Raw genomic sequence first — 8,099 nt, forward strand, 5'->3', positions numbered from 1 at the left:
CCAACAGGTATTCAAAAAGTCAGATAAATACAGTAATTTGGCTTGCATGGAACCGCGTGTGTAATTGGATTGATTTGGTCATCAACTCTTTAACATTCGTTGGTTCCTATTTATGCCCACCCCTCATATATCTAAATAAGGTATATTGGCTCTCACTCCAGCGAAAAAAAGGCTAACGCCTTCATGAATTGTTGATCAGTGCTTCATTGTTGTCCCCCAAAATCCACATCGTTTTTTTGATGGAATGATTTCATAATTAGGATATACTTAAATCCTACTTTTAATCTTTATTAATCACTATCAAAGTTTTTTATGAAGCATATTCTTTTGATGGATGGCCCCGATCACAAAGGTCTCATTTATGGTGTTACCCATATTTTATACAATCACAATCAAAACATCATTAGTCAGGATGAATATGTAAGCCCTTCAGGTCAATTTTTTATGCGTACTGAGTTTGAAGGAGAAGGGGACCCTCAAAAAATAATGAAAGATCTTTCGAGCTTTCTGCCCGATGGATTAAACTTTCGTCTGAACCCTAAGAAAAAAAAGGAAATCGTCATTTTGGTTACGAAAGAACATCACTGCTTGGGCGAATTGCTTATTCGATACGCTTTTAATGAATTAGATGCTACCATTTCAGCAGTGATTAGCAATTATAATCATCTTCAAAGTTTGGTAAGTAAGTTTGGGATTCCCTTTCATTTTATATCTCACGAATTTCGGACTCGCCCAGAACACGAAGAAGCTATCCTACGAACTCTTGATATATACAAGCCCGATTATCTTGTTTTGGCTAAATACATGAGAGTACTTACCCCTACATTTGTGCAACACTACCCCAATCAAATCGTCAACATCCATCATTCTTTCTTACCTGCTTTTATGGGAGCAGCACCTTACCGACAAGCCTACGAAAGAGGTGTAAAGATTATTGGAGCGACCGCTCATTTTGTAAACGATAATTTGGATGAAGGCCCCATTATAGCTCAAGATGTAAAAGAAGTAGATCATCGTTTTACGGCAGTTGATATGGCTACATTGGGCAAAGACACTGAAAAACTTGTGTTGTCAAAAGCAATAAAATTGGTGTTCAACGATCGGGTATTTATCCACGGCAATCGAACTATTATTCTCTAAATGCGCCATATAGATTCTAAAGTTCCCTTTCAAACACCGTCTTTATTACAACAAAATCAACATAAAGTCTAATAGCGCTAAAATATTATTTAGGTTTCAGTATCTTGCGTGTCATTTTTAACCCCCTTCACTAACCTATTGCTTGCACTATGCAAAAACTACAAACCCTCGACTATTTAGTTTTCCTTTTTTATTTTATCGTTGTGGCTGGCTATGGCTATTGGATTTATCAGCGCAAAAAATCCCAAGAAGCTAGTACTACCGACTTTTTTTTGGCAGAAGGCTCGCTCACTTGGTGGGCGATTGGGGCGTCGCTCATTGCTTCCAATATTTCGGCTGAACAATTTATTGGGATGTCGGGCAATGGTTTTTCGATGGGGCTAGCAATTGCTACCTATGAGTGGATGGCAGCAGCGACCCTTCTCGTAGTAGGGATATTTTTTATGCCCATCTATCTAAAAAACCGCATTTTTACCATGCCTCAGTTCCTCAACCAACGTTACAATACCACCGTTAGTCTTATTATGGCTATTTTTTGGTTGTTTTTGTACGTGCTTGTCAACCTTACTTCTATCCTATTTTTAGGGGCATTGGCGGTATCAACTATTTCAGGAATTGATTTTACTGTCTGTATGTGGGGATTGGCTATTTTTGCCATATTCATTACAATTGGCGGCATGAAGGTAATTGGATATACCGATGTGATTCAAGTATTCTTTTTGATTTTGGGAGGTTTAGCTACCACTTATTTAGCGCTGGATTTGGTATCGAATGAGTTTGGGGTGTCTGGTATTTCTGCGGCTTTTAATACTATGCTCGAAAAATCTGAGGATCACTTTCACATGATTTTTAAAGAAGGGCATCCTCATTATATGGCTTTACCGGGCCTAACGGTATTGATTGGAGGAATGTGGATTGTAAACCTCAATTATTGGGGATGTAATCAATATATCACCCAACGAGCTTTGGGAGCCGACCTCAAAACTGCCCGTGAGGGTATCCTTTTTGCTGCATTCTTAAAACTCCTAATGCCTATTATTGTGGTTTTGCCGGGTATTGCGGCTTACACTCTTTATCAAAAAGGGTTATTTCAAGTAGAAATGTTAGAAGGAGGAGAGCTCAACCAAGACCGCGCTTATCCTGTACTACTCAATCTGCTTCCCGTTGGCCTCAAAGGTCTTTCTTTCGCCGCCTTAACGGCGGCCATTGTGGCCTCCCTTGCCGGAAAAGCCAATAGTATCTCCACTATTTTTACATTAGACATTTACAAAAAATACATAGGCCCTGATGCGGATGAGAAAAAATTGGTTTGGATAGGACGGATTACCATTGTCGTAGCAATGATATTGGCTATTATTATTTCACCCTATATGGGTATCGATAAAAAAGGTGGGTTCCAATTTATTCAAGAAATGACAGGTCTGGTATCGCCTGGCGTTTTTGCCGCATTTTTGTTGGGTTTCTTTTGGAAAAAAACCAATTCGGCGGGCGCCCTTTTTGCAATTGTTGGCGGGTTTTTGCTTGCCTTTTCAATGCACAACAACTGGCTACCAGGCATCGATTGGACTACCGTACCGTTTTTAGATCGTATGGGTATCGTATTTCTGATTTGTGTAGCAGTGATGATTGTGCTAGGGTTGTGGCAGCCAAGCCATAAAGGCCTCTCAATTGATTCTTCTATGTTCAAAATCAAAGGCTCTTTTGCCGTAGGTACTGCGGTAGTGATTGTGATATTGACTATTCTTTATACCGTATTTTGGTAGTAACACTTTGTTGCAGTCAATACTCATTTACCCCTGCCAAAGCAGGGGTATTTTTTTTATATTTTAAACCTTTTAGGGCCATATCTCTCTAATCGGAGTCACGTTTAATGTAATCAACACATGAGCGCTATCCAACATCAACGTAAAATCCAGCATCTTTTTTGGAGAGCAGGATTTGGAGCTACTCCTCAAGAAATCAAGAAGGCTTTCTCTAAAAGCATTCACCAAATTGCGGAAGATATATTGAACGAGAATCATCCCAGCACTCCTCTTCAGGAGGTACCGCTGGAAAGAGATTTTGATTACAAAAATCGAAAAAGAGAACTTAAGAGTGATAGTGCATCAGCAAATGTCGACAGAAGCACTCAGCTAAAAGCCCTCATAAAAGAACGGCGAGAAACCATTGCCAACCTCAATAGTGCGTGGTTCTCTCGGATGGGGCATGATACCAATGGCTTACGCGAAAAAATGACCTTCTTTTGGCACAACCATTTTGCGTGTAAAAGCCGATCCGCTCTTTTTCTTCAACAACAAAACAATACTTTACGAAGCAAGGCATTAGGCAAATTCGGGGATTTACTGCTGGCAGTTTCTCAAGATGCAGCGATGCTTCAATTTCTCAACAATCAGCAAAATCGCAAAAAAAGCCCCAACGAAAATTTTGCTAGAGAAGTAATGGAGCTTTTTACGTTAGGAAGAGGGCATTATACCGAAAAGGATATTAAAGAAGCAGCACGTGCTTTTACGGGTTGGGGTTTTAACCTGGACGGGGAGTTTGTATTCCGGAAGTTTTTTCATGATGAAGGAGTCAAAACAATTTTTGGAAAATCAGGTAATTTCAAAGGGGAAGAGGTCATTGAAATGCTACTCTCAAACCCTCAAACTGCTTATTTTGTGTGCACAAAAGTATATCGATATTTTGTCAATGAGCGCATCAATGAGAATCATGTAAAAGCAATGGCCAAACGCTTTTTCCATTCCCAATACGACATCAAAGACCTAATGAGTTTTATTTTCACTTCTGAGTGGTTTTATGATTCTACCAATATTGGAACCCAAATCAAATCGCCAGTAGAGCTTTTAGCAGGAATGCAGCGCAGCCTTGGCGTAGAGTTTCAAGATAAAGGTGCCGTTTTATATACTCAAAAAATATTAGGCCAAGTACTCTTCAACCCTCCTAACGTAGCAGGATGGCCTGGCGGCAAATCTTGGATTGATAGTTCAAGTCTTTTGGCAAGAATGCAACTTCCAAGAGTACTATTTCGCAACGAAAGCATTCATTATAACGTAAAAGACAGTGGCGATGCCAACGAAGAGGTTATCAAACAAAAAAACAAATTTGTGGCATCTGTCAATTGGGAGGGTTTAAGTAAACCCTTCCTTGGTATCAAGGAAAATGAACTTGGCAGGGTATTGGCATCCTATTTGTTACAGGTACCTATAAATGATAAAATCATTCATAAACTAGGAGAAAGAATCAAAGACAACGAGCAAAGTGAAATTGTCCAAAAGTGGGTGGTGTCATTAATGAGTTTACCCGAATATCAACTATGCTAAGTTTATCGTTTGCCTTTAAGTATAAACCATCCACCAAACCATTTGATTATGAAACGTCGTGAATTCTTAAAAAACTCAGCTTTCATTACTACAGGTTCTTTACTCATCCCTCAGTTTCTGAAAGCTTACGAGAGGCAGCATTTGGGCTACATTCCCTCAAGTGAAAAAGTCCTCGTAATCATCCAGCTATCTGGTGGAAATGACGGTTTAAATACAGTCGTACCCTATCAAAATGATATTTATTATCAAGAGCGCCCTAGCATTGCAATCAAAAAGGAAAGTGTGCTACGCTTATCTGACGAAATCGGCCTCAATCCGGCTTTAGATAAAATTAGGGGTTTGTATGATAATGGCTTGGTGTCGATTATTAACAATGTAGGGTATCCTAACCCCGACCGCTCTCATTTTCGTTCGATGGATATTTGGCAAACAGGAAGCAGCTCTGACCAATACCTTTCTACGGGTTGGGTAGGTCGCTACCTAGATGCGCAATGTAGTGGCAAATCGTGTCTTCCTCATCAAGCTTTGGAAATTGACGACACGTTGAGTCTTGCTTTAAAAGGTAAGAACGTTAATGGTTTGTCTCTTCAAAATCCTGAAAAACTATATGCCCAAACTCAAAATGCTTTTGTGAAGTTAGTGGCTGATTCGACTCCAGCCGCTCATCACGAAAACGTTGAATATTTATATAAAACTCTAGCCAGTACTGTATCTTCCGCAGCGTATGTACATAGTAAATCAAAAATTTCGAAATCACGTTTCATTTACCCCACCACCGAATTAGGGAAAAGTTTAAAAACTATTTCCGAACTTATTTTAACCGGCGTTAGCACCAGCGTTTATTACGTTTCTTTGTCTGGTTTTGATACACACATCCGCCAAAATGACCAACAAGACCGCTTACTACGTCAATATGCCGAAGCAGTCGATATTTTTGTTAATGACCTCAAAGCTAACCAACGTCTAGATGATGTGATGGTATTGACATTTAGTGAGTTTGGCCGACGAGTAAAACAAAATGCTAGTAATGGTACTGACCACGGCACCGCCAATAATGTTTTTTTGATTGGAGGCCCCAAGAGAACTAAAGCCATATTGACCGAGGCCCCTAACTTGACAGATTTAGATAATGGAGATTTAAAGTATTCAATAGATTTTAGGCAAATATATGCCTCTCTTTTAGACGACTGGCTCAAAACAGATTCCAAACTTGTTTTAGGTAGTGAGTTCAAACCATTAAAATTATACTAACAAAAAAGCCTTTCATTGCGGTGAAAGGCTTTTTTGTTCTATGGATAGTTTCAACACTTTTACCTACTTTTGGTTTTCCCAAATAAAATAATAATGCTCACATCTACTGATTCTATATTTAATACATTTACAGATCTTGGTGCTACTCTTGTTATTTCGAAAGAAGAGTTTGTTGAGAAAACTAAAAAAATTAAAGCTTTTATATTTGATTGGGATGGCGTGTTCAATGATGCGACCAAAAATGAGAATGGCAGTAGTAACTTCAGCGAAGTAGATTCTATGGGCACCAATTTACTAAGATTTGGATGGTGGCTGTCCACAAATGGTCAAATGCCTTATGTAGCTATTATTTCTGGAGAACGTAATGTCTTTTCTTTTCAACTTACCCAACGAGAGCATTTTCATGGGTGTTATTATAGAATTAAGCATAAAATAGCGGCTTTAGAACACTTTATGCTAACTTATAACTTAGCTCTTGACGAAATAGCCTTTTTTTTCGATGATGCTTTAGACTTGTCTATTGCTGCCAAATGCGGACTTCGCATTATGATACGTCATCAAGGAAACCCTCTTTTTCAAAAATACGTTGTTGAAAACAATCTTGTAGACTATATTACAGCCCAAGAAGGAGGAAACTTTGCTGTACGTGAAGGCTGCGAGCTGTTATTAGGGATTAGAGGTGTTTTTGAACAAACCATTGCCAAAAGACAGCTTTTTTATCCTGACTATGATCAATATTTAACTCAACGCCAAACCATAAAAAGTAACCTTTTTACTTTGGTTGAAGGAGCTTTTGAAGCTCAACCCTTTTAATTTCATGAATATTCAAGATAATAGACTCAAAACAGGCGATGGGGGGATTATTCTAACAAGCGTAGAAGATTTACTCAACTGGTCGCGTCTTTCATCATTGTGGCCAATGGGTTTTGGACTCGCTTGTTGTGCCATTGAAATGATGGCTTCTTATGCCTCAAACTATGATTTAGAACGTTTCGGAATTTTTCCAAGGCCTTCACCTCGTCAATCGGATGTAATGATCGTAGCAGGAACAGTAACATTTAAAATGGCCGATAGGATTCGCCGTTTATATGAACAAATGCCCGAGCCTCGTTATGTGATTTCGATGGGTAGTTGTTCAAATTGCGGAGGACCTTATTGGGAACATGGCTACCACGTAGTAAAAGGGGTGGATCGTATCATTCCGGTAGATGTATATGTGCCGGGTTGCCCACCTCGCCCCGAAAGTCTTATTGGAGGGTTTCTTAAATTACAGGAGAAAATCCGTCACGAACACCCGCTTGCTCCACAATTATTAATAGAAATGGAAAATGAATAAGATAAATGTAGACGACATTCATCAAGCAATAGAAGCAAAATTTAGTACAGAATCAGCTACTATTATCAACCCCCAATCACTCCAACCTATTTTGCTAATACCATCCTCTCGCTTATTAGAGATATGTCAATTTTTAAAGGATGATAAAGATCTTTTTTTTGATTATTTAGCATCTATTACAGCCATTGATAATGGCCCAGACAAAGGTAATATAGATGTAATCTACCATTTAACATCTATTCCATACCAACGAAGCTGCACCCTTAAAGTTAGAATACCTAGAGAAATCGAACAAGCTTCCCTCCCTAGTGTAAGTCACATATGGCAAACTGCTAACTGGCATGAAAGAGAAGCTTTTGACTTAGTAGGAGTTGTTTTTGAGGGACATCCAGATTTACGTCGAATTTTGCTTCCTAATGATTGGGTAGGTCACCCACTTCGGAAAGATTATCAAGAAGAAGAATTATATCATGGCATAAAGATAAAATCCTGAAAATCAGTGAATTAAAAATTTTTCTTGACATAATCAAAAAAAATGCTATCATTCGCAACAATTTTGATAAGAAAATCGTTGGATTGGCAAGTTTTCTTGGTTTTTAAACCTTATTTTAAAACTAATAAAAGAAATTAAGTATGTATTGGACACTAGAACTAGCCTCTTATTTAGAGGATGCCCCCTGGCCAGCAACCAAAGATGAATTAATTGATTTTGCTATTCGTACAGGAGCGCCATTAGAAGTTGTTGAAAATTTACAAGAGCTTGAAGACGATGGTCAACCTTATGAAAGTATTGAAGAAATTTGGCCTGATTATCCGACCAAAGATGATTTCTTCTTTAATGAAGACGAATACTAAAAAAAGCCCCTTTCTGGGGCTTTTCTTTTTATAAGGGGGAGTAATAGGGCAAAAAAAAGCAGTTCTTTGTAGAACTGCTTTAGTTGTTAATATCGTGGCGGCTACCTACTTTCCCGGGTGTTATCCCAGTATCATCGGCGGAGCGGGGCTTAACTTCTCTGTTCGGAATGGGAAGAGGTGAACACCCACCCTGTAAC

8 protein-coding genes and 1 rRNA gene are annotated in these 8,099 nt (G+C 38.8%); 8 read left to right on the forward strand and 1 reads right to left on the reverse strand.

The window, feature by feature from the left end:
- The first annotated feature begins 312 nt into the window (after window positions 1-312).
- The 8 genes from purU (at window position 313) to P1X15_RS32275 (ending at window position 7,902) form a co-directional block, all read left to right on the forward strand.
- Window positions 313-1,140, forward strand: coding sequence for a formyltetrahydrofolate deformylase (gene purU / locus P1X15_RS32240; protein ID WP_277342225.1), 828 nt, complete (start codon window positions 313-315; stop codon window positions 1,138-1,140).
- Window positions 1,141-1,289: 149 nt separating this feature from the next.
- Entirely contained in the window at window positions 1,290-2,903 is a 1,614-nt protein-coding gene (locus P1X15_RS32245; RefSeq protein WP_277342226.1) for a sodium/sugar symporter, read from the forward strand.
- A 120-nt stretch (window positions 2,904-3,023) separates the two neighbouring features.
- Window positions 3,024-4,460, forward strand: a complete 1,437-nt coding sequence (locus P1X15_RS32250; protein WP_277342227.1) for a DUF1800 family protein — start codon at window positions 3,024-3,026, stop codon at window positions 4,458-4,460.
- A gap of 48 nt (window positions 4,461-4,508) precedes the next feature.
- Window positions 4,509-5,711 carry a DUF1501 domain-containing protein gene (locus P1X15_RS32255; protein WP_277342228.1) on the forward strand — a complete coding sequence of 401 codons (1,203 nt, stop codon included), beginning with the start codon at window positions 4,509-4,511 and terminating at the stop codon, window positions 5,709-5,711.
- A gap of 93 nt (window positions 5,712-5,804) precedes the next feature.
- On the forward strand, window positions 5,805-6,524 hold the full coding sequence (locus tag P1X15_RS32260) for a phosphatase (protein ID WP_277342229.1): 720 nt from the start codon (window positions 5,805-5,807) through the stop codon (window positions 6,522-6,524).
- Window positions 6,525-6,528: 4 nt separating this feature from the next.
- The gene (gene nuoB, locus P1X15_RS32265; RefSeq protein WP_277342230.1) at window positions 6,529-7,047 is read left to right on the forward strand and encodes an NADH-quinone oxidoreductase subunit NuoB; all 519 of its coding nucleotides are present in this window, start codon (window positions 6,529-6,531) and stop codon (window positions 7,045-7,047) included.
- Window positions 7,040-7,540 carry an NADH-quinone oxidoreductase subunit C gene (locus P1X15_RS32270; protein WP_277342231.1) on the forward strand — a complete coding sequence of 167 codons (501 nt, stop codon included), beginning with the start codon at window positions 7,040-7,042 and terminating at the stop codon, window positions 7,538-7,540. Before nuoB ends, P1X15_RS32270 begins: the two co-directional genes overlap by 8 nt.
- Before the next feature lie 140 nt (window positions 7,541-7,680).
- Window positions 7,681-7,902 (forward strand): DUF2795 domain-containing protein, encoded by a 222-nt coding sequence (locus P1X15_RS32275; RefSeq protein WP_013927448.1) that lies wholly within the window; start codon window positions 7,681-7,683, stop codon window positions 7,900-7,902.
- Between the two features lie 92 nt (window positions 7,903-7,994).
- On the opposite strand, the gene rrf is transcribed toward P1X15_RS32275, so the two are convergent.
- Window positions 7,995-8,099, reverse strand: a 5S ribosomal RNA gene (gene rrf / locus P1X15_RS32280); the annotation flags it as partial.

This window comes from Runella sp. MFBS21, from assembly GCF_029433105.1.
Classification (GTDB): domain Bacteria; phylum Bacteroidota; class Bacteroidia; order Cytophagales; family Spirosomataceae; genus Runella.